The 21,218-nt window shown below is 69.0% G+C and carries 21 protein-coding genes (1 of these 21 cut by a window edge); 15 read left to right on the forward strand and 6 right to left on the reverse strand.

Annotated features, from left to right (window positions below; translation table 11 throughout):
* From O7614_RS00515 to O7614_RS00540, 6 genes are all read left to right on the forward strand, one after another.
* A protein-coding gene (locus tag O7614_RS00515) for a PRC-barrel domain containing protein (RefSeq protein WP_278136538.1) crosses the window boundary here: on the forward strand, nt 1-169 show its 3' portion. Its footprint begins 302 nt before the window's first position; the window shows 169 of its 471 coding nt (coding positions 303-471); the start codon falls outside the window, past its left edge; it ends in the stop codon at nt 167-169.
* Nucleotides 170-439: 270 nt separating this feature from the next.
* The gene (gene trpS / locus O7614_RS00520) at nt 440-1,501 is read left to right on the forward strand and encodes a tryptophan--tRNA ligase (protein WP_278136539.1); all 1,062 of its coding nucleotides are present in this window, start codon (nt 440-442) and stop codon (nt 1,499-1,501) included.
* A 532-nt stretch (nt 1,502-2,033) separates the two neighbouring features.
* On the forward strand, nt 2,034-3,245 hold the full coding sequence (locus O7614_RS00525; protein WP_278136540.1) for a low temperature requirement protein A: 1,212 nt from the start codon (nt 2,034-2,036) through the stop codon (nt 3,243-3,245).
* Between the two features lie 103 nt (nt 3,246-3,348).
* A complete protein-coding gene (locus O7614_RS00530) occupies nt 3,349-3,696 on the forward strand; it encodes a YciI family protein (protein ID WP_278142094.1) in 348 nt (115 codons plus the stop codon).
* A gap of 2 nt (nt 3,697-3,698) precedes the next feature.
* Nucleotides 3,699-4,955: a DUF6596 domain-containing protein gene (locus O7614_RS00535; RefSeq protein ID WP_278136541.1), complete on the forward strand. Its 1,257-nt coding sequence runs from the start codon at nt 3,699-3,701 to the stop codon at nt 4,953-4,955.
* Between the two features lie 17 nt (nt 4,956-4,972).
* The gene (locus O7614_RS00540; protein ID WP_278136542.1) at nt 4,973-5,563 is read left to right on the forward strand and encodes an HAD family phosphatase; all 591 of its coding nucleotides are present in this window, start codon (nt 4,973-4,975) and stop codon (nt 5,561-5,563) included.
* 3 nt (nt 5,564-5,566) lie between these two features.
* Here the strand turns inward: O7614_RS00540 and O7614_RS00545 are convergent, their stop codons facing one another.
* A complete protein-coding gene (locus tag O7614_RS00545; RefSeq protein ID WP_278136543.1) occupies nt 5,567-6,538 on the reverse strand; it encodes an NADP-dependent oxidoreductase in 972 nt (323 codons plus the stop codon).
* 185 nt (nt 6,539-6,723) lie between these two features.
* Here O7614_RS00545 and O7614_RS00550 point away from each other — a divergent pair, with 185 nt between their 5' ends.
* Complete coding sequence (locus O7614_RS00550; protein WP_278136544.1) at nt 6,724-7,425, forward strand: YoaK family protein; 702 nt, start codon at nt 6,724-6,726, stop codon at nt 7,423-7,425.
* A 16-nt stretch (nt 7,426-7,441) separates the two neighbouring features.
* On the opposite strand, the gene O7614_RS00555 is transcribed toward O7614_RS00550, so the two are convergent.
* The 3 genes from O7614_RS00555 to O7614_RS00565 all read right to left on the reverse strand — a co-directional run bounded on the left by O7614_RS00555 (nt 7,442) and on the right by O7614_RS00565 (nt 11,935).
* Nucleotides 7,442-8,509, reverse strand: coding sequence for a DUF916 domain-containing protein (locus O7614_RS00555; protein ID WP_278136545.1), 1,068 nt, complete (start codon nt 8,507-8,509; stop codon nt 7,442-7,444).
* Between the two features lie 91 nt (nt 8,510-8,600).
* Nucleotides 8,601-10,574, reverse strand: a complete 1,974-nt coding sequence (locus O7614_RS00560) for a metallophosphoesterase family protein (protein ID WP_278136546.1) — start codon at nt 10,572-10,574, stop codon at nt 8,601-8,603.
* Between the two features lie 143 nt (nt 10,575-10,717).
* A complete protein-coding gene (locus O7614_RS00565) occupies nt 10,718-11,935 on the reverse strand; it encodes a HupE/UreJ family protein (protein ID WP_278136547.1) in 1,218 nt (405 codons plus the stop codon).
* A gap of 182 nt (nt 11,936-12,117) precedes the next feature.
* Between O7614_RS00565 and O7614_RS00570 the strand changes: the two genes are divergently transcribed.
* Nucleotides 12,118-12,780 carry a hypothetical protein gene (locus O7614_RS00570; RefSeq protein ID WP_278136548.1) on the forward strand — a complete coding sequence of 221 codons (663 nt, stop codon included), beginning with the start codon at nt 12,118-12,120 and terminating at the stop codon, nt 12,778-12,780.
* A gap of 70 nt (nt 12,781-12,850) precedes the next feature.
* Here O7614_RS00570 and O7614_RS00575 read toward each other — a convergent pair whose 3' ends face one another.
* Together O7614_RS00575 and O7614_RS00580 are read right to left on the reverse strand one after the other, a co-directional pair.
* Complete coding sequence (locus tag O7614_RS00575; RefSeq protein WP_278136549.1) at nt 12,851-14,509, reverse strand: cellulose binding domain-containing protein; 1,659 nt, start codon at nt 14,507-14,509, stop codon at nt 12,851-12,853.
* 446 nt (nt 14,510-14,955) lie between these two features.
* Nucleotides 14,956-15,687 (reverse strand): SDR family NAD(P)-dependent oxidoreductase, encoded by a 732-nt coding sequence (locus tag O7614_RS00580; protein WP_278136550.1) that lies wholly within the window; start codon nt 15,685-15,687, stop codon nt 14,956-14,958.
* 303 nt (nt 15,688-15,990) lie between these two features.
* Here O7614_RS00580 and O7614_RS00585 point away from each other — a divergent pair, with 303 nt between their 5' ends.
* From O7614_RS00585 to O7614_RS00615, 7 genes are all read left to right on the forward strand, one after another.
* Nucleotides 15,991-16,617, forward strand: coding sequence for a class I SAM-dependent methyltransferase (locus tag O7614_RS00585; protein WP_278136551.1), 627 nt, complete (start codon nt 15,991-15,993; stop codon nt 16,615-16,617).
* Nucleotides 16,618-16,777: 160 nt separating this feature from the next.
* Entirely contained in the window at nt 16,778-17,113 is a 336-nt protein-coding gene (locus O7614_RS00590) for a hypothetical protein (RefSeq protein WP_278136552.1), read from the forward strand.
* Between the two features lie 20 nt (nt 17,114-17,133).
* Nucleotides 17,134-17,439 (forward strand): pore-forming ESAT-6 family protein, encoded by a 306-nt coding sequence (locus O7614_RS00595; RefSeq protein ID WP_278136553.1) that lies wholly within the window; start codon nt 17,134-17,136, stop codon nt 17,437-17,439.
* Between the two features lie 37 nt (nt 17,440-17,476).
* Nucleotides 17,477-17,836 (forward strand): DUF6507 family protein, encoded by a 360-nt coding sequence (locus O7614_RS00600; protein WP_278136554.1) that lies wholly within the window; start codon nt 17,477-17,479, stop codon nt 17,834-17,836.
* Nucleotides 17,833-20,064, forward strand: a complete 2,232-nt coding sequence (locus O7614_RS00605) for a YwqJ-related putative deaminase (protein ID WP_278136555.1) — start codon at nt 17,833-17,835, stop codon at nt 20,062-20,064. Before O7614_RS00600 ends, O7614_RS00605 begins: the two co-directional genes overlap by 4 nt.
* A 5-nt stretch (nt 20,065-20,069) precedes the next feature.
* Nucleotides 20,070-20,420, forward strand: a complete 351-nt coding sequence (locus O7614_RS00610) for a hypothetical protein (RefSeq protein ID WP_278136556.1) — start codon at nt 20,070-20,072, stop codon at nt 20,418-20,420.
* A 97-nt stretch (nt 20,421-20,517) separates the two neighbouring features.
* The gene (locus O7614_RS00615) at nt 20,518-21,213 is read left to right on the forward strand and encodes a hypothetical protein (protein WP_278136557.1); all 696 of its coding nucleotides are present in this window, start codon (nt 20,518-20,520) and stop codon (nt 21,211-21,213) included.
* Nucleotides 21,214-21,218: the final 5 nt, after the last annotated feature.

Here is a 21,218-nt window from a genome sequence, read left to right on the forward strand (position 1 = left end):
GGTGGATCACCAGGAACGCGTCGTGCACGTCGATCGGACCCGACAGCAGATCAAGGACGCGCCACCGTTCGACCCGGATTCGGCCGACCCGGACTACCGGGAACGCGTCGGCACCTACTACGCCGACAGCTACCTGCCCCCGCCCGGGGCCATACCGCGGATATTCTGACTGGGTGGTCCGGCTGGGCAACCGCGCGTCGGAGGCGGTCGACACTGTCGACGGCCTCCCACTCGGTGCGCAGCCCGCGATCGCGATCAGCCCCGGCGATGGCCGGGAGCAACTTCTGAACGTCCTCCGTGCCGGTGGTCTGCGGTTCCGCGCCGGCGCGCGATGGCGGTCGACTCGCTGAGTCGATCCCGCTGACCGAGCAGAGCTGAGCCAGCTCTGCTCGCGCGCGCCCACGCGTCACCCATCCTCCGGACAACGAGAGGCACCACCATGTCCGTCGCACGAATGCTCACCGGCGACCGGCCCACCGGCCGCCTTCACCTCGGCCACTACGTCGGCAGCATCGCCAACCGGGTGCGGCTGCACCGACGCTACGAAAGCTTCTTCATCATCGCCGACCTGCACATGCTGACCACTCGCAACCGCCGCGAGGACATCGAACAGGTCTCCGGCAACGCCCGGGAGATGGTGACCGACGTCCTCGCCGCCGGCGTCGACCCGGAGCGGGCCACCTTCTACCTCCAGTCCGCGATCCCGGAGGTAGGTGACCTCAACACACTTCTCCAGAACCTGGTGACCGTGCCCCGGCTGGAACGGGTCCCGTCGCTCAAGGACATGGCTCGCGACGCGGGCAAGGAGGAGATGCCGTACGGGCTGCTGGGTTACCCGGTGCTCCAGGCCGCGGACATCCTCTGCGTCAGGGGCGAGGTGGTCCCGGTCGGCCGGGACAACGCCGCGCACGTCGAGGTGACCCGGGAGATCGCGCGGCGATTCAACCACCTGTACGGCCCGGTCTTCCCGGTGCCCGAGCTGATCCAGGCGGACACGCCGAGCCTGGTGGGCACCGACGGCGCGGCCAAGATGAGCAAGAGCCGCGGCAACACGATCGCCCTCTCCGACGACGCTCCCACCGTGCGTCGGAAGGTGCTCGGCATGTACACAGACCCGAATCGGGTACGGGCCGACGTGCCGGGCACGGTGGAGGGCAACCCGGTGTTCGCGTACCACGAGGTTTTCAACCCGGACCGGGACGAGGTGGCGGACCTGGCGGCCCGCTACCGGGCCGGGCAGGTCGGTGACGTGGAGGTCAAGGAACGGCTGGTCGTCGCGCTGGAGACGTTCCTGGCACCGATCCGCCAGCGTCGGGCCGAGATCGAGGCCGACCGGGGGTTGGTCGACCGGTTGATCGTCGAGGGCACCGAACGGACCCGTCAGGAAGTCCGGGAAACCCTGGTCGAGGTACGCCGGGCGATGGGGTTGACCGGCGCGTACCAGAAGTTGCGGCGGCGGGCGGAGCGGAGCCGCCGGCGGCCGACGGACGCCCCGGCCTGACGCCCGGAACGTCCGTTCGCCGACGCGCGCCGGGTCCACCGCCACAGCGCCGCGGGACTCTCACCGGATGTGGACGTCCGCCAGATCGAGCGTGATCGGCGTCCAGGTGAGGTCGGGGGTTCGGTCCTCGTGCCGGAGGTGGATCCGGCGTCGCGTGGGTACGACCAGACCCTCGACCTCGGTGGCCCCGCCGATGTAGTGGGCGGTCGGCGAAAAGCCGTTGGCCCGGGCTGATAGTCGATGCGTCGCAGCAGCCCGCTGTCGTCGAAGTAGTACAGCTGGGTGTCGTTGTGGGTGTCCAGCCCGTGCGGGAACGTGACGCGCAGCCCACGCCACTTCTCGCCGCTCTCCGTCCACGGCTCGACCTCGTGCGCCTCCTTTCCGGGGTGTAGCCGGCGAAGGTCGATCGGGGGTCCGTCAGTTCCTCGAGCAGGCTCGCGTCAGCGGCGGTTAGGGTGACCTGGCCGGTTTCCCGGTCGTACTCTGAGCCGTCGGCCTGCGTTCTCCTGGATCAGGCACGCAGAATGCGAGGATGAGGGGGATTTTCGATGTTCGTCCGGTACCCGCCGGTGACCGGCACCGGACGACGATGTTCGAGATCTTCTTCGACCTCGTCTTCGTGTTCGCGCTCACCCGGGTCATCACCTTCATGGCGCAGCCGCCGACCGCGCTCACCCTGGCCCAGGGGCTCATCCTCCTCCTGTTGCTGATCTACTCCTGGGGTCCGTACCTCTGGTTGGGCAACCTGGTCCGCGCGGACGTCGGCCCGGCCCGCGCGGGCACCCTGCTGGCCATGGCCTCGATATTCGTGGCCGCGCTGGTGCTGCCGGACGCCTGGCGGCAGGGCCCAGAACTCTTCGACGCGCCCCTCACGCTCGCCCTGGCCTACGTTGTCACCCGGGCGGTGCAGCTCGTCGTGCTGCTCTGGGCGAGCACCGAGGACGCGCCGCTGCGCTCGACCCTGCGGTTCTTCACCGTGCCGGTGGTGGCGGCCTGGCTCCCGCTCATAGTTGGCGCGTTGCTCGGTGGCGTCGCCCAGACCGTGCTCTGGACGGTCGCGTTCCTGGTGGACATCGGCGGTTCCCGCGTCGCCTCCGTCTACCGCCCGTGGCCGCTGCGCAGCCTGGACCATTTCACCGAACGGTTCGGACTGGTGCTCATCATCGCGCTCGGCGAGGCGCTGATCGCCGCCGGCACCGGGCCGCGGACGATGGCGCCGAACGGGGCCGGCCTGCTCGCGGCGTTACTCGGTCTGGTCACCACGATCTGCCTGTGGTGGCTCTACTTCGACCGGTTGGCACCCGCCGCCCGGCGTTCGGTCATGTTGGTGCCGGACGAGCGGCGCTCTCTCGTGGCCAGCGACGCGTACGGGCTCGCCCACGCCCCCCTGATCATCGGCGCGATCTTCATCGCGCTCGGTATCGAGCAGGTGCTCGGCCAGCTCGCCGAGGAGCCGTCGCATTCCGCACGGTTGAGCTGGCCGGCGGCCAGCGCCCTCTACGGCGGCGCCACCCTCTACCTGCTCGCGCGGTTGGTTTTTCGCCGGCTGACCCTGCGCACCGTGCGTCCGGGGCAGATCGTCGTCGCGCTGCTGCCGCTGGTCCTGCTGCCGATCGCGCGGTCCCTGCCCGCGCTGGCCGAGCTGGCCCTGCTGACCCTCCTCCTGATCGCGGTCACCTGGCACGAGCGGCGGATCGACCGGCGCGACCCGCAGATTTCACCGGCGCGACCGGTCCGCCCCTGAGGCCACGGAGGAATCCGGACGTCGTGTCGATATCCCGGGCCGTCGTTCGTCGTCATGCTGTACGGCGACCCGCCGCACCGAGAGGAGCCGAAACGTGAAGTACATGCTGCTGTTCATGAGCCCCGTGATCAACGGGGAGGCCGTCGACAACGGGTGCAGCTTCGAGGACTGGATCCGCTACGACCGGGAGATGAAGGACGCCGGGGTCTGGGTCTCCGGGCATCCGCTACAGGACCTGACCACCTGCACGACAGTGCAGGTCGGGCCCGGCGGCGAGCGCACGATCACCGACGGGCCGTTCGCCGAGACCCGGGAGTTGCTCGGCGGGTACGACGTCATCGACGTGCCGGACCTCGACGCCGCGCTGGACTGGGCGGCCCGCAGTCCCGGGGCCATCGGCACCGGATCGGTCCAGGTCCGCCCGATCTTCGAGTTCGACATGCAGGCCTGACCGTGCCGGACGACGAGGCGGCAGTCGGGTCGTCGGTGGAGGCGGTGTTCCGGGAGGAACGCGGTCGCCTGCTCGCCTCGCTCGTGCACCGGTTCGGGGATCTCGACCTGGCCGAGGAGGTCGCCTCCGAGGCCATCGAGGCGGCGCTGGTGCACTGGCCGACCGACGGTGTCCCGAGCCGACCTGGCGCCTGGCTGCTCACCACCGCCCGGCGTCGAGCGGTGGACCGGCTGCGACGGGACAAGGCGCTGGCGACGCGACTCGCCGTACTCCGGGCCGAGGCCGAGCGGGCCGACCCCGCCCCGCCCGCCGACGCGGACCGCGACCTGCCCGACGACCGGTTGGCGCTCTTCTTCACCTGCGCGCACCCGGCCCTGGCCGCGCCGGATCGTGCAGCACTCACCCTGCGCTTCCTCGCCGGTCTCAGCACGGTAGAGGTGGCGCGGGCCTTCCTGGTGCCACCGGCGACCATGGCCCAGCGGCTGGTCCGGGCCAAGCGGAAGATCCGCGACGCCCGCATCCCGTTCCGGGTGCCCGGCCCCGACGAGCTGCCCGGTCGGCTGCCCACGGTGCTCCAGGCCGTCTACTCCGTCTTCACCGAGGGGTACGCAGCCAGCTCCGGCCCGGATCTCCAACGGGTCGACCTGGCCGAGGAGGCCATCCGGCTGGGCCGGATCCTGCGTCGGCTGCTACCCGCCGAGCGGGAGGTCGCCGGGCTGCTCGGCCTGATGCTGCTGGTCCATGCGCGACGTGACGCGCGTACCGGTCCGGACGGCGCGATGATCCTTCTGGACGACCAGGATCGCGGACGCTGGGACCGCCCGATGATCGAGGAGGGGCGCGGGCTGGTCGTGGTCGCGTTGACCGGCCCCGCCCCGGGCCCGTACGGGGTGCAGGCTGCCGTCGCCGCCCTGCACGACGAGGCCGCGGACGTGGCCAGCACCGACTGGCCGCAGGTGGTGGCGCTCTACGACGTGCTGCTCAACCTGGTGCCGTCGCCGATCGTCGCGCTGAACAGGGCTGCCGCGGTGGCCATGCGGGACGGGCCGGAGGCAGGTCTTGCCCTGCTCGACGAGTTGGCCGACGATCCGCGGCTGCGTGGCCACCATCCCTACCCGGCGGCGCGGGCCGACCTGCTGCGCCGGCTCGGCCGGTACGACGAGGCGGCCGAGGCGTACCGCAGCGCGTTGGCGCTGGTCGGCACCGAGCCGGAGCGGGCGTACCTGCTCGGCCGGCTCAGAGCCGTCACGACCGAGTGAGCGGTAACCTTGCCCGGGTGAGTCTGCCTCTGCCTCCCGGTGAGTTCGCCGCGTACCTGTTCGACTGCGACGGCACGATTGTCGACTCGATGCCGCTGCACTACGTGGCCTGGCAGCGGGCCCTGGACGAGTGGGGCTGCGAGTTCCCGGAGGAACTGTTCTACGCCTGGGGTGGGCGGCCGACCGCCGACATCATCGTGACCCTGAACGAGCAGCAGGGTCTGGCGATGCCGGTGGCGACCGTCGTCGAGAACCGTGAGCGCATCTACCAGGAGCTGTTGCCGCAGCTCGCCGCCGTGCCCGACGTGCTGGCGCACATCCACGACGCACACCGGCGGGTCCCGTTCGCGGTCGTCTCCGGCAGCACCCGCGCCTCGGTCACCGCCTCCCTCGACGCGCTCGGCCTGCTGGACCGGTTCGACGTGCTGGTCTGCGCCGACGACTACACGCGGGCCAAGCCCGACCCGGAGGCGTTCCTGCTCGCGGCGGAGCACCTCGGCGTACCCCCGGAGTCCTGCCTGGTCTTCGAGGACACCGACCTGGGCATCCAGGCCGCGACGGCAGCCGGCATGGCATCGGTACGCGTGCCGCTGCAGCGCACCCGCTGAGGTTCAGGCCACCGTCAGCAGGAGCTTCCCCGCGTAGGAGGTCTCTAGGCGCTGGTGTGCCTCCCGCACCTTGCCCAGCGGGAACGTCTCCGCGACGTGCACCACGAACGGTCCCGCCTCGATGAGTTCGTTGAGGCGCTGCAACTGCCGGGGGTTCGACTCGCCGTCGTACGCCCGGACCACGACACCGGGACGTTCGGTCGGCTCCGGCCGCACCCCGTGGGCGTACGCGACCACGCCGCCGTCGACAAGCGCCTCGGTGAGACGGTCCACCGCCGCACCGCCGGCCATCGCGAGGATGGCGTCCACTCCCGCCGGTGCCGCGTCCCGGATCCGAGCGAGCACGTCGTCCAGGTCGCCGTGGCCGTCGAGGGAGATGTCGGCACCGAGCCGGGTCACCAGTGCGACGCCGTCCGACCCGGAGGCCACGGCGATGACGTTCAACCCCTGGCGCTTGGCCAACTGCACCGCCAGGTGACCCTGACCGCCGCTCGCCCCGAAGATCAGCAACCACGAGCCGGCCGACAGGCTGAGCGTGTCGAGCCCGGCCAACGCGGTCAGCGCGTCGGTGGGCATGGCGCCGGCGTGCTCGGCCGGCACTCCGTCGGGCACCTTCGCCGCGTACTCCGCCTTGACGGCCGCGTACTCGGCGTAGCAACCGCCCTTCGGCCGGGTCGCGGCGGAGACGTAGACCAGCTCTCCGACCACGACGTTGGACACCTTCCTGCCGGCCGCGATCACGGTTCCGGCGCCGTCGGAGCCGGGCACGATCGGGAGGGAGGAGCCCTCCGGCACGAGGAGGCCCTGCCGCTCGTACGCGTCCCACACCCCCACGCCGGCGCTCAAGACCTTGATCAGTACCTCGTCGTCGGCGATCTCGGGGATCGGCAGCTTCCGCAGCGTGATCACCTCCGGCCCACCGAACTCGTCCAAGGCCGCGGCCTGCATCCGCTCTGGCACATCCCCGTCAACCATGTGGATTCCCTCTCCGTGCCGGCGCTCCCGTCGCAGCATGCCGCCTCGGGGACAGCCGTGACCGGGTGCCGAACGCCGTTCACCCACAAGGACGACCGGGCCGGACTGACACCGCGATGGGGCGTAGCCGGGGCGGACACGGGAAAGGCGGGTGGGCGGACCGCGACGACGGAGGGAGCACAGCCGTGCAGGCTCCGTCGGCACGGGCGACGGCCTGGCTGCTGGTGGCGTTGGCCGCGGCCTCCGGCTGCGTCGACGTGATCTGCCTGATCAGGCTCGGCGGGTACTTCGCCAGCGTGATCACCGGCAACCTGGTGCACTTCGGCCACGCGCTCGCCACGGCGGACACCCGTGCGCTCGCCGGTGCCGTGGTGGCGGTGGGTGGTTACGCAGCGGGTGTCGCCGCCGCCACGCTGCCGTTGCGCCACACACCGCCCGGTTGGAATCGCCGTACCGCCGTGGTGACGGCGGCCGAGGCGGTGCTGCTGCTCGGCTTCACCGTCGGCTGGATGGCCTGCTCGGCGCGTCCCGGGTACGGCTTCGGGCTCGTACTGCTGGGGACGGCGGCCGTGGCGAGCGGCATCCAGAGCGTGATCAGCGTCGGCGCCGGCGTACGCGGGGCGTCGACCACCTACCTGACCGGCTCGCTCACCGAGCTGGTCCGGCGTCGCGTCGTCGATCCGCACCGCTTCGCCGATCTGGGTGGTGTGGGGCGGCTGGCGGGGTTGGTGGCCGGCGCCGTACTCGGCACCGTGGTGCTTCGCACGGCTCCCGCTTGGGCGTCGGTGCCGGCGGCGGTGCTGGTGCTCGCCGTGATCGCCGTCGCCGTCGGCCTGACCCGCCGTCGGGCGGTCGCCGCCGCCGACCACGGCCGGCGGCGGCGGTGACGGTGACGAGCCAAGATCAGGACGTCTGCGGCTTGGGGCCGCGCAGCGCCTGCTCGACGGCGTCGCGGACGCGGGCGTCCTCGCGTGCCTTGCGCTGCGCCCGGTTGCGGCGCCGGTAGAGGTGCGCGCCGACGAGCAGTGCGATCAGGACGACGAACACCAGCACCGCAATCCACGGCAGCGCCCAGCCGTGCGCGGTGACCTGTACCGGCTTGAGCGAGGTGGTGGAGCCCGACGCGTCGGTGAGCAGCGGGGTGAGGGTCGTGGTCGCGGCCAACGAGATGGTGGGAGCCACCCCGTGCACCGGCACCGTCACCTTCCAGCTCTCGCCGGGCAGCAGCTCCGGCGGCGCGGCGATGTCGCCGGCGCGTACCCGCAGCAGGCCAAACGGGCCCGAGACCGTCACCTTCTGCTGCCCGGACAGGGCGGCGTTGCCCACGTTGTGGACCGTGTAGGTGATGGTGGCGTCGCCCTTGGCGAACGGGTTCGACGGGCCGGCGTACGCGACGTGGAGGTCCTCGATCGCGAGGTTCGGCTTCAGCTCGCCCCCGACGCGCAACTTGATCCGGATGCCGAGGCGTCGGTCGACGTTGATGCCCTCGGCCTGGTCGGCCTGGGTCAGCGCGGTGAGGATGCCGCCGACGTAGTCACCGGGGGTGGCGTTCTCCGGGACGCTGATCTTGAAGGGAACCTGCGCGGTCTTCCCGGGCTGGATCACGACGCTGTCGGCGGTCGCCTTCGCCCAGGCACCGATCGCGACGGACTTCTTGTCCCTGGTGAGCAGGTCGAGCTGGCCCGCGTCGGTGGTGAAGCCGTCGGCCGCGTAAACGGACAGGGTCAGCGGCGCCGGGCCGCGGTTGGCCACGACCATGGCGTCCTCAACGGCACCACCGGGATTGACGTTGTAGCTGTAGCTGGACCGAGCCTCGCCATAGCCGTTGGAGGCCGTCCGGACCGTCCAGGCGACGTTGCCCTCCGCCGCCAAGGCGGGGACGGCACCGACACCGACGGCCGCGGCGGCCGCGAGCAGGGACAGTGCGGTCGTACGGAGGAGTGTCTTCCAGCGGGGTGCGGACGGGTACATGTCGGTTCCTTGAGGTGATCTTGGGAGGAGTGCACATGGGTGGCGGGGTAGGCCCCCGAAGGTGCCTACCCCGCCGCATGGAGCAGTCCGGTCAGCTGCTCAGCGCAGTGATCGTGAGGGTGGTGCGGTAGCTACCCTTCGCGATGCTGTCCGGGATCTTCAGGTCCAGGTCGGCGCCGAGCTTGGCACCGCCCCGGGGGTGGCCCTGCACGGCCGCCGCGAGGCCGCTGGAGACCGAGAGGCCCTTGCCCTGGTCGTCGAAGGACGACAGGACCGGAGCGCCGGCCTCGGCACCCGCGCCGCCGTCGAGCACGTACGGGTTCCAGCCCAGGTAGGAGCCGGAGAACGTCTTGTCGGCGTCCTGGAAGTCGCCGACGTTGGCCGAGATCGACCACGGGGCGAGCGAGCGGCGGCTGTCCGACACGAGGATCGGGTTGATCTTGCCGTTCGCCTGGAAGTAGGTGCCGTCGCGCTCCTGAGCGGTGCCCAGGTCGACCAGCCCGTTGTAGCCGTCGATCGTCCAGCCGAACTCACCCGGAGCCGGGTTCGGCACGTTCACCTGGATGGCCTGGCCGTCGCCGTTGTACGGGTGGATCGTGGTGTTGTCGACGATCGAGCCGACCGGCTGGCCCTCCGGGGTGTTGACGCAGGAGACGCCCTTCTCGACCGCCGCGTTCGGTGCCGCGCAGGTGCCGCTACGGATGTTCTGCAGGACCAGCTTGTCAGCCTTGACCTGCACCTTGACGTAGCTGCGCACGTGCTCCTGGTTCTGCGCCGAGTTGAACCAGTAGTTGCTCGGGTTCAACGGGTCCGGGCCCAGGCCCTCGACACCGGTGCCGGAGCCGTCCGGCTTCTTGATGTCGTAGTACTTCGAGCCGGAGGCCGAGTTCGCGGTCACGTAGATGACGCCGCCCGGACCGGGGAACACGTCGGCAGCACCCGGCTGCTCGGCCGGGTTCTCCTTCTGACCGTTCTTGATCGAGTAGCTGCGGGTGTAGACGTGGTCGTGCCCCTGCAGCACCATGTCGATGCCGAGGTCGGAGAACGCGGTCGTGAAGTCCTTCCGGCGGTTCTTGTTGTCCGTGTCGGTGGAGTGGCTCGCCGCCGAGTAGATGGCGTGGTGATAGACCAGCACCTTCCACTTCGCCTCGGATCCGTGCTTCTTGACCACGTCGGAGACGTACGCGACGTGCGCCGCGTCGCCGCCGAGCGACCCGTCGGCCGGGTTGACGTAGCTGTTGCTGTTGATGTCGATGAACAGCACGTCCTTGTAGATGTACCAGTAGTCGCCGCCGGAGCGGGTCGACTGGTCCCCGTTGTAGTACTGGGCCGAGCGGTCCGTGTTCGGGGTGAAGTGGTGCTGCTCCCAGGACTTACCGCCGACATCGTGGTTGCCGATGGTGGCGGCCGTCGGGTACTGCCGCAGCTGGTCCGGGGCGAGGTACGCGTCCCACTGAGCCTCGTTGTTCGCGGACTCGACGTGGTCGCCGCCGGAGACGAGCAGTTCGGCGTTCGGGTTCGCCGCGGTGGAGACCTTCAAGGTCTCCGCCCACCCGGCCTGGTCCTTCGCGACATCACCGGAGGCGCCGATCTGCGGGTCGCCGAAGAACAGGAAGTCGAAGTCACCCTCGAAGTCCCGCGTCTTGAAGCTGTAGGTCGGGGACCAGCTGCCCTCGGCACCGACTCGGTACGAGTACGCCGTGTTCTCGCGCAGGTTGCTGATCGTGGCGTGCCGGTTGAACCCGGTGGTGGAGGTGTTTGCCGCGCCGACGGCGTCGAAGCCCACGGCACCGGCCGGGAACTCGCCGTTGACGATCTCGGCGGTCGGGGCGAGCTGGATCTTCTGCGCGGTGTCGGCAGAGGAGTACCAGGTCACGATGCGCTGGGTCTCGTCGGCGCCGACGCCGAGGACCACACCGGTGATCATGGTGGACTCGGCCGCGCTGGCGGTGGCCGTCAGGCCACTGCCGAGGGCCGCTCCCATTCCCAGGAAGCCGGCGACGACCCCGGCGACCAGGCGCCGCCGCACGAGCCCGGAGGCCCGTGTCGAGGTGCTCAATGTCATCGACATTGTTCCCTTTTCAAATAGAGAAATGGATGTGTCTTCACCCGACACTGGGGAAGCAAATCCACGCTTTCGTTGCCCGATGAACCGACCGTGAACATGATCTTGCGAAAGACTGCACTTCGCGAACTACTTAGCCTTACTCAGGACCCGGAAATGCGCTGCACAAACCAGACGAGCCCCATGATGGACACCACCCCCGAAACAGCACCGGTCGCCCACAGACCGGCTTTCGGCGCACGGCGACGCAACACGAGCAACAGCGGGAAGACGATCGCGATAATGGTCAACTGCACGACTTCGATACCGACGTTGAACACCAGCAACGACCACAGCAGGGTCCACGACCACGCCTCGTCGATGCCCAGCGCGCCAGCGAAGCCCAGACCGTGCACGAGCCCGAAGCAGAACACCACGCCGAGGCGGATCCAGCCGGCCCGGTCCAGACTGAAGTGCCCGTGCCCGGGCGTCTCCAGATCGGCCGCGTGGGTGCCCCGCCGCCAGATCCCCCACAGGTGCCAGCCCGCGACGACGGCGATCGACAACGCGATCACCGGCTCCACGACCGTCGCCGGCACCTCCACCAGGCCGAGGGCGGCGAGCATGAACGTCACCGAGTGCGCCAGGGTGAAGCTGGTGGCCGCGAGCACGATCTCGCGAAGCCTCCGCGACCCGGCGATGAGCGCCAGCAGGAACAGGATGTGGTCGATCCCGGACAGCAGATGCTCGGCGCCCAGCAGGAAGAACTCCCCGAACCGGTCGTACCACGCCTGCCCGGTCGAAAAGGAGGGATGGGCCGCGTCGAGTGCCGCGCTGCCCGTACGGCCGTCGATCTCATAGGTGACGATCGTCTTGGTGCCCTTGACGTAGCCCTCGCCGTCCGGGAAGAGGTCGCTGCGTACCTCGTGCTCATCGCCCCGCTGGGCGCAGGTCCAGTCCAGCAGCAGATCCGCGTACGGCACACCCTCGCGCTGGCCGGTCGTCGCGTCGCCCACCTGGGTCGGCCGGCAGGCAGCACCCCCGGCCGAGACCGAGAAACGATCGGACACGTACCCGAGCACCGTCGACGCATGGCTCTTCAGGGCTGCGGCCTGGGCGCCGGAGTCACCCGCCTCGAATGCCGCGGTTCCCGCCTGGAAGAGCGGATCGTCGCCGCCGAAATCGGCGGCGGACACGACGAGAAGGTCGTATTCGAGTTCGAGCGTCGTGCGAATGTGACCCTCGTCTCCCGACGTGATTTTCGTGTACACAGTCGACGAGAATCCGTGCGCGGACGCCGCTTGAGCGCCCAGAAGCGGGATCACCGCTGCGGCAATCCCGACAGCGGTGACGATAACGGTACGGCGGACGCGGCCCAACATTCGACTCCCTCGGTTGGCCAGTGCACGTTGCATGCCGTGGGTGAACACCAACCCGCACGCCGACGAACCGCCGGAAAACAAAATCCCGAACGGCCACCCGTAGATTGCCGGCGACCGGAATTGCGATAGGAATACGAGAAAGCACGCGCACTTCCCCGCCCACCACCCGGAGGACGATCACCTTGCGCCCCCCGCTTCGGGCCGTTGCCATGCTGGCCGCGATCGCCGCGTTGGTCACCGCCTGCAGTTCCAGCGACGACTGGTCCCAGCCGCGTCCGACACCCAGCGCCGTCGGCACTCTCGGCCCGGGGTTCGTCACCCCCTCCACGAAGCCCGCTCCGGAAGCGACCATCACTCCGCAGCCGGGCTCCTGGGCCGGCATCCATCCACCGAAGGACTACCGGGTGGTGCTCCTGACCGCCGGCGACGACACCCCGACCAAGTCCCTCGTGACGGCCGTCAAGGCGTGGGCGGACGACGAGCACGTCGACCTCCGGACGATCGCCGTCGGTAACGCGCACGACGCCGTTCCCAGCATCGCCAAGGCCATGGAGATGGGCCCGGACCTCATCGTCAGCGCGGGCAACGATCTCGTCGACCCCCTCGCACTTGTCACCCCGAGCCACCTGGACGAAAAGTTCCTGGTGGTGGGCGCGGAACTGGCCGAACCCACGCACAATGTCACCGCCGTCGACTGGGACGGCGCGTCCTTCCGTGGCGAAGGGCTCGGGGCGTCCTCGACGTACGACCCGGCCTCGTTCACCGGCGAACGGTGCGCCGCCGCCATCCGGGCGGGCGTGGCCGCCGTCCTCAGCGACCTGACCGGGATCGTGGTCTGGCTCTGACGATCGGGGCCGCCCCTTGGCCGACAGGGACCGGTACGGAGGCTGGTGACCTCCGTACCGGGCCTGAGCGTTACGCCGCCGAGCAGGTGGGCGTCATACCCGTACCGGTGCCGGTGCCCTGGTAACCGAACTCGGTCGACTGCCCCGGCGCGATAGCGCCGTTGTAGCCGACGTTCGTGAACGAGACCGTGCCGGTGTTGCCGCTCCGGTTCGCGCTCCAGACGTTGGTGATGCTGGCACCCGAGGGCAGGGTCATGGTGACCGTCCAGCCGTTGACGGGTGTGGCGGCGGCGGTCACCCGCACCGTGGCGACGAAACCGCCCGTCCACTGGTTGACCGACATCGTCGCCGCACAGCCACCAGCGGTCGGAGGCGGCGTCGTCGGAGGCGGCGTCGTCGTCGGAGGCGGCGTCGTCGGAGGCGGCGTCGTCGGAGGCGGGGTCGTCGGAGGCGGCGTCGTCGGGCCGTCAGCCAGGACTGGCGTCTGCCAGTCCCGCCAGTCGGCCAACCGACCGAGCGCCCTGCTGGAAATCCGGATCACGCCCGGCTCGTTCCCCGTCCTCAGCAGGAACTTCCGGATGTTGTTCTGCAGCGGGGTACGCCACTCGGGGCGGTTGGCACAGTGGCTGCCGTCCTGGACGTCGGACCAGTAGGTGATGTTGTCGCCCGCTCCGAGCGCCCGGTAGACCTCCGCGCCACCCAGGGCAGCGACACTCGCCGACCGGGGACCGAGGTTGGCAATGTGCGGGTTGTCCATGATGAACAGGCCGCGCGGCGCCACCATCGCGACCATCTCGTGCGTGTCCACCGGTAACCGGTTCGGGCTGCCGGTGAAGGAGCCGAACGCGTCACCAAGCCACGGCTGCTCCCCGTACGCGCTGCTCAGACTCTGCGCACCCTCACCGGGGATGCCCCGGAAGATGGGAACACCCGCGCTGCCCGATTCGATCGGCATGGTCAGCGCGATGCGTTGGTCGAACGCGCCGATCGCGAAGGCCCCCTTGCCGTAGCGGGAACAGCCCGTGACACCCATCGCGTCGGCCTTGAGGATGCCGGTGCCGGACTGCTCGATGACGTCGATGATCCGGCTCACGCCCCAACCCCAGGCCGCGAGCAGACCAGTGCTGCTCGACGAGCCATAGATGCTGTAGAACGCGCCCTGCTTGTTGTTCCGGGGCGTGCCCTCACGGCCGACGGCCAGCGGGTCGTAGCTGATGACGGCTGCGCCGGTGGCCTTGATGGTGGCCGTGTCCGCACCGAATCCACCGACTACCACGACGGCGGGGAACGGGCCGGTGCCGCTCGGCAGTTCGACCCGTGCCGAGAAGCTGGAGCTCCTGCCGTTGTGCGAAACGTTCACGGCGATACCGGTGTTCGAGACCGTCCCCGTGACGGTCGCCGGCTTGGCTGGCTTCTCGCCGAAGACGAACTTCTCCGCCAACTCCTTTATCTCCGCCCGGCGGCAGCGCCAGTCGGAGCGTGCGGTGATGGTCTGGCCGTTGAGCTTCTTGAACGGGTCGGGAAGCTTGGCGTTGGTGGGCAGCGAACCGAGGTCCGGCAGAGCGGGCACCGCGCAGTCCGCGCCCTCGTCCTCCACCGCTGCGGCGGCCATGACGCTGGCGGCGGCCTGCACGGTCGTCCGTGCGACCACTGTTACCGATCCCGCGACCGTGAGGGCTGCTGTCGCCAGCACGACGACCGCCGAACGAAGCTCCGAACGAATGATCACCAGGCTCTCCTTCCAAGCATGGTGGGTGAAGGGAAGGAACGAGACGTGATCGATGATCACGAATGCCAGCCGCACTAAGCCTGGGCCCGTTCATCGCAGCCTGTCAATCTATTTCCGAAAGTTTCGACGCCCTGACCTGCGTCGCGCCCGTCATCGAGGGCCACGACCCCCCGCAACCAAGCCAGACGACGCGGCAATCCCGGGTTCAGCCCGAGCAGAGATCCGTCGGAAACATTTCGACAACCGGCGACCGAACGCCGGCCGGGATCGCCCGGCTCGGTCACGGTGAACCCGGCACTCGCGGGCGGCAGGTACCGAGGTCTGGCGCCGGGGGCGAGGGCAAGCCGAAGCCGGCCCACGCCGACGACGCCCTCGCCGTCGCCGCTGTCGACGCCGACGACCAGCGGGCCTACTCGGGCCGCCGCCCCGGACCGGCCTCCGGGACCTCAGGCGGTGAGGGCACCGTCGATCGCGATGGACGCGCCGCTGATGAAGGTGGCCTCATCGCTGAGCAGGAACGTGGTCAACGCGGCGACTTCGTCGGAGGTGCCGGCGCGCCCGGTCGGCTGTTCCGACAGGTAGCGCTCCGCGGTCTCCGGCGCCTGGCTGACCACGCCCTGCCAGAGCGGAGTGTCGATCAGGCCGGTGATCAGGGCGTTGACCCGCACACCGGAGCGCGCCACATCCAGCGCCGCCGAGCGGGTCAGACCGACGACGCCGTGCTTCGACGCGTTGTAGGCGGCCTGCGTCGCGTCACCCTGCACGCCGGAGACGGAGGCGTTGTTGACGATCGCGCCACCGCCGGAGGCGATGATCGCCGGAAGTTCGTACTTGAGGCCGTAGAACACGCTCGTCAGGTTGAGGGCGAGCGACCGGTGCCAGTTGTCGCTGCTGGTCTCGCGGACGCTGGCCATCGGGCCGCCACCGGCGTTGTTGAACGCGCCGTCCAATCGCCCGAACTCCGACACCGCGCTGTCGACGAGCCGCGCCATCTCTTCCTCGACCGTCACATCGGTTGGCACGAACAGGACGCTGCCACCTGCGCTCCTGATCCGGGCGGCCGCCTCCTCGCCCCGGTCCTTGTCGCGGGCGCCAATCACGACGTGTGCCCCCTCGGTGGCCGCCCGCTGCGCGAACGCCAGGCCCATGCCCTGCGTACCGCCGGTCACGACCAGCACTTTCGAATCCAACCGTCCGGACATCTCGTCTCGCCTCCACTCGACTGGTTGAGCCCTGCAGTCCGCAGGGCTACGCGGGGAAACGCTAACCGTTTCTGGAACGTTCGACAAAGTAATGCCACTCACATTACCGGCTGGTGAATCGCATAAGGTAGTCGATATCGCCAGGAAATATCGCCTGCGGACCCCTCCCCCCACGGCAACTGCGGGGAAATACTTTGCCGTACGTTACATAACGCCGATGCATCAGCGGTGACCGAGGACACGGTGCGCGGAGCCCTCCGGCAGGGTGGAATCAGATGCGTGAGCAGAGCACACACCACGAGTGACGGTGAGATGCGTGCTCTGCCGGATCGTCGCCCGGCCGCCACCGGCGATGACGACGCTCCCCCGTCGGACGAGCCGGTGCGGGCGACAGCGCACCGGCAGCACTGGGCGGTGCAGACGATGGCCATCGCGCCCGACGACCAGGTCTTGGAGATCGGCTGCGGACGAGGGGCAGCGGTCTCCCTGGTCGCCGACCAGCTCAGGACCGGCCGGATCATCGCCGTCGACCGCTCGGCGACGATGGTGCGACTCGCCATCGAACGGAACGCCAGCCACATCGCCGCCGGCAGGGCCGAGATCCGATGCGCCGGATTCGAGTCGGCCGACCTCGCCGCTCACCGCTTCAGCAAGATTTTCGCGGTGAACGTCAGCCTGTTCTGGTTGGGCGACGCGACGCAGCAGATCGACCGGGTACGAAGCCTGCTGGCACCTGGCGGGCAGCTCTACGTCTTCGGTGAGCGGCCCACCGCCGCACACGCCACGGCGAATCTCACCGCGACCGAACTGCTGCTGCAAACTCACGCCTTCACGACAACCAGGACGAGCGCCGTCCGCGGTAAGGGCCAGGTGCTCACCTGCGTCATCGGCACACCGACCGAGTAGGGCAGGGCCCCTCGGGCCTTGTCGTTCTCTGGGACCTGCCGGGGCCAGGACTGGCAACCGGCAATTGATCTATCGGTCCCGGTGCATGTCCATCCGGGTTGCGGAGATGTCGTAGCATTGACCGCGAACGTTGTTCATCCCGGTGTGGGGAGGGATCGGCATGAAGTTCGACATGGGGGCGCAGACTCTCGGGAGCCTCACGAAGCAGACCCAGGGGTCGTCTGATGACCTCGGGAGTTTGATCAAGCAGTTGATCGTTGCGGCCGAGCCGCTGCAGGGCAATTTCAACGGTGCGGGTCGGGCGGCTTTCGACTCGTTCAAGGCGAATGCTGATTCGATCACTGCTGCGCTAAATTCGGCGTTGGGTGCGATTCTCGGCGGCCAGGGCGGGATGGATTCGGCGTTCGGTCAGGGTGACACGGAGATGGCCGACAACGCGTCGTCGGCTGCGGGTACGGCCAATTTCGACGCGGCCAGGTTCTCGAGTAGCCGCTGATCCGGGGGAGTGGGCAGGTCATGAGCACAGACCGACGCAGCTTTGACGTGGGAACTTCGCAGCAGGTCCAGGGTGACCTCGCCGGGATCATCGCCCGGCTGGAGGCGGTGATCTCCCAACGCAGCGCGGATGTTTCGGCGGCGATGGCGGACTTCCAGGCCGACGGTGTTTCCGAGGAATACCGGACGGTCGAGGATCGGTGGAACCGCGCCGCGGGTGAGGTACGCACGATCATCGATCTGGTGAAGACCACGATGGTGAAGAACGACGAGACGGCGACGACCACACTGGCCAAGGCGCGCACGGCGGTCCAGTCGATCGGCTGATCGGGTGTTCTTCGAGTGTTGACGAGGGAGCACAAGCGTGAGCGCCTGGGATATCTCCCCCGGTGGAGTGCGTGATGTCCTGAATCGCACGCATGCCGCAGCCGCCCCGTTCGAGGGGCAGATGAAGAATTTCAACTCGGCGTTGGAGGGTTCTGCCGTCCAGTCGAGTTCGGAGATCGTCGGGCAGGCACTTCAGGGCTTCGTTGAGTCGATCCGCGCGGATCTTGAGTTCGTGTTCACTCGCACGGGGGCGTGCATGAATGCGGCGGCACAGGCGACGAACGCATATGTCCAGGGTGATCTGGACATGGCCGCGAACGCGCAGCGCAGCGCCTCGGCGGCACCCGACCCGTCGGCCACCATGCCGGGTCCGGGCCGTCAGGCGGTGCCACAATGATCAATCCGGGGGAGATCCCGCAGATCCCGGGAAACATGGAACTGCTGGCCACCCACGCACAGACGATCAAGACCACCGGTGTCGACTTCGCCAATACCGGTCAGGCGGTCGACACCACCTGGCAGGGGTTGGCCGCGGTATACGAGGCACCGGAGGCGGCGCAGTTGTTCGCCGCGTCCGGCCCGATCCGCACCGTGTCAGCGTCGGTCGGCGAGGACGTCCAGGCCGTCGGCACCGCCCTGGCCACCTATGCCACAGAGGTCAAGGAGATCAAGGCCCAACTCGTGGCGCTCAAGGGCCAAGCCGAACAGTTCGTCGCGTCCACCAGGGACGACGACGACTGGCGTGAGGACGAAGGCAAGGTCAACCAGCACAACGGGTTGATCTCCGCGGTGAACACGCAGGTCGCCGCGTTCTTCGAAGCGCAACGCAAGTGCGCCAACACGATCAACGCCCTCTACGGTGGCCGCCAGTACCGGGCCGACAACGCCGACGGCCAGGCCGACGACGGCGAGTACGGGTTTGACGCCAACACCCTCAACGCGGCAGCCGGTGAGGACGGGGCTCTGCCCTGGGGCAGCACCGAGGAACACGACCGCGGCTTCCTCGGTGACGTCGGGGCGTTCTTCGGCGGCGTCGGTGAAGGCTTCGTCACCATGCTCGGAGACCTCGGTGCGCTGATCGGACGCGACCCCACCACCGGCGAATGGAGTTGGGACACCGCCGGGCAGTCCTGGCTGGGTCTGGGCAAGTTCGTCTGGGCGGTCTCGATCTACATCAACCCGGTCACCATCGTGATCGACCAGACCGTCGGCATGCCGTTCATGGAGAAGGGCGAAGCCGGCAACCTTCTCCTCAACGCGGGCAAGAGCATCATCGCCTACGACATGTGGAGCGAGGACAAGTCGAGGGCTGGGGGCCTCGCCGCGTTCAACATCGTCTCCGCCGTCGTCGGCACCAAGGGCGCCGCCTCCGGTCTACGCGGCGCCGGCGCAGCCGTCAACAGCATCCGGGGCAGCGCGACCGCCGCCCGCATCAGCGCCGGACTGGTCCGCGCCGGCAACTGGCTCGACAACCTGCCCACCGTGGGCGAGGTCGCCATCAACTTCGCCAAGAAGTTCGACATCCAGATTCCGCAGCTCGGGCTGGTGCCCGCGATCGCGGACGACGTGCCGACCACACGCGGCTTCGACGTCGAGATGCCGAGCGACCGCAGTCCCAACACCATGAACATGGACGGCGGCAACAATCCCGGCGGCAACACACCCGGCGGGCGCACCCCGGGCGAGTCCACGACAGGCAATCTCCCCGATGACAACCCGCCGGTGAGAAACCTGCCCGAAGACACCCCGCCCGTCCGGAACCCTCCGGACGACACCCCGCCCGTCAGAGAGGTGCCGGACGACAACACGCCCTCCGGCAACGTCCCCGACGACAACACCCCCGGCAACGTCCCCGACGACAACACCCCCGGCAACCTGCCCGACGACAACACCCCCGGCAACCTGCCCGACGACAACACCCCCGGCAACCTGCCCGACGACAACACGAGGCTGCCCGACGGGACGCAACGCATACCGGAGGACCGCACCGCTCCCCAGGAACTCGGGCGGGTGGAAGGTGACGTCACCCGCGACGCCGACGGTCTCATCACTCACGTCGACGGCAAGCCGCTGGACGAATACTTGCGCGACACGGCCACCCAACGCACCGACGAAATCCGGAACATGCGCGACACGGGCGTGATCTCGGCGAAGGAGACCGGCCCGGTCAACTCGGTCGCTGTCGACCTGCGTACCGGCGAGGTCTTCGAGGGTGTCAACGGGCGCCCGAGGGACGTCATCCCCGACGAGAACCTGCACCCGGTACTGCGGGAACGCCTCGAACAGATGCGCGCCGACGGTCCGTACCCGCAGTACAACCGCGACGGCACCCCGATGATGCGCGACGGCGAGCAGGTCACGACCCCGTACCCGCACGGCGACAACCCGCTGCGACACGCCGAGGTCAAGGCCGTCAACGAGATGTTGTGGCGGCGCGGCCCGGACGTCGACGCGAGTGTCATGTCCGAGTTCCGCGTCGACAACCGTTTCCCGTTCCGATCCGATGGGCAAGTGGCCGCCCCGTGCTGCGCGAACTGCCATAGGCTGCTGGCGGGCACGCCCAGCAACGCCGGGCGTCTCACCTATGACAGCGGCCATCCCGATAGCCAGTTCATCCCGGAGTAAGGGCTATGCGAGTCGATTACGACGACGTCGAGACCGAAGACGACCTGCGGGTGACTTACCAGGGCGAACCGTTCACCGGCGAGGTGGTCGAACGTTCGCCGCAGGGTCAGGTCATCGCTCTCACCACGTACTTCCAGGGCATGGAGGACGGCCCTTCCGCCGAGTGGTACCCGACCGGCGAGCGTAAGGCTGAGGGCAACGTGCGTTACGGCACGGCTGTCGGCGTACACGAGGAGTGGCACCGCAACGGCAACCCCGCCGCCCGTGTCGAGTTCGACGACCAGGGCAAAGTGCTCAGCCGGCAGCGCTGGGCCGAGGACGGCACGCCGATCGAAAGCTACGTCGCGCAGGGCTGAGCACGTGCTGCCGGGCGAGGGGGTAGGTGAAGCGCCTACTCCCCCGCAGCGGCCGACCTGACGATGCCTCCCTCCCGGCCCATGGAGTTGATCGCCTGTGACAGGCCGCTGGGTTGCCCCCGAATTGCTGGCCGCCCTGCCCGTTCCGTGGCGGCTGGCGGATCCCGTCGAGCGTGGCAAGGCGACGCGAGAGCTGCCGCCCGACCCGAAGCAGCAGGCTGAGGCCGTACGGGCGTTGGAGATGTGTCTCGCCTACCTGGTGGGCGTCAGGGACACCTACGGCGACGAGACCGACTGGGGGCTCCCCCGAGCGTTCTTTGACGACTACTGGTTCATCCTGTACGCGAGGCTCAAGCAGTCGATGCCAACCCTCGCCGATGTCACCCCCGAAAGGGTGCGTGACTGGGCCGAGACGTACCTGGACGCGGAGGACGTTTTCGGCGCGACCTGGACGACGCCACCGGACGACGTCGTCGACCGCATCGGCCGGTCCTGGGTCTTCTTCATCGTGCAAGGGGCGACGGAGAGCCTGATCCGGTGGTTCCGCCAGGTCGGGCCCGATCACCTGGACGATGCGGAACGAGCCCGAGTGGTGGACCTCCTCAAGGAGGCCACCCCTCGCTTGCAGTGGCGGCTGACGATCATCACCATCCCGACGATTCCTCAACTCGGCGGACCAGCCGAGAAGAGCTACTTCGATCGTCTGGCCAACGAACCGGACCTGCCCGAGAAGACACGCGCCGAGGCGGAGAGCGTCAGTTCGTTCATCGACCGCGCCCACGAACCGATCTAGTCGAT

Source organism: Micromonospora sp. WMMD961 (assembly GCF_029626145.1).
In the GTDB taxonomy this organism is placed as follows: Bacteria; Actinomycetota; Actinomycetes; order Mycobacteriales; family Micromonosporaceae; genus Micromonospora.